The organism is Emticicia agri (assembly GCF_004168285.1).
Taxonomy (GTDB): domain Bacteria; phylum Bacteroidota; class Bacteroidia; order Cytophagales; family Spirosomataceae; genus Emticicia; species Emticicia agri.
On the sequence record NZ_SEWF01000115.1, the window covers coordinates 1 to 802 of the forward strand.

The 802-nt window shown below is 48.8% G+C and carries 1 pseudogene; it reads left to right on the forward strand.

From position 1 onward, the window contains the following. Positions 1–802: pseudogene (locus tag EWM59_RS27970) on the forward strand (hypothetical protein); the annotation flags it as partial.

Consider the following 802-nt stretch of genomic DNA (forward strand, 5'->3'; position numbering starts at 1 on the left):
CCAAGGTAGTCTGTTCACCAAGCACGCTTACATTAACAGCGAGTGGTTGTGCAGGGACAGTGAACTGGTCAACAGGAGCATCAGGTACAAGTGTAGTTTTATCAAGTGTTGGCACTTATAGCATTACAGCGACCTGTACAGTTGGTTCCTGTACCAGTCCGGCGAGTGCAGCAGTTACTGGCTTACAGATTGTCAGTCAGCCAACTGCTCCAATGATTACAGCCCCGGCTACCAAGGTAGTCTGTGCACCAAGCATGCTTACTTTAACGGCAAGTGGTTGTGCAGGGACAGTGAACTGGTCGAATGGTTCATCAGGTACAAGTCTGACGCTTTCAAGTGTGGGTGCATATAGTATTTCTGCTACTTGTACAGTTGGCTCTTGTACCAGTCCGGCGAGTGCAGCAGTCACAGGTTTGCAGATTGTCAGTCAGCCAACTGCTCCAACGATTACAGCCCCAGCTACCAAGTTAGTCTGTTCACCAAGCACGCTCACTTTAACCGCAAGTAGTTGTGCGGGAACAGTCAACTGGTCGAATGGTTCATCAGGTAGCAGTCTGACCCTTTCAAGTGTGGGCACTTATAGCATTACAGCTACTTGTACAGTTGGTAGTTGCACCAGTCCGGCCAGTTCAGCAGTCACAGGATTACAAATCATCGCTCAACCAGCCGCCCCAACCATTACTCCTCCGGGTTCTTTAGTAGTTTGTGCACCGAGTACTTTAACCCTGACAGCAAGTGGTTGTGCAGGAACAGTCAACTGGTCAAATGGTTCATCAGGCACAAGTATAGTTTTATCAAGTGT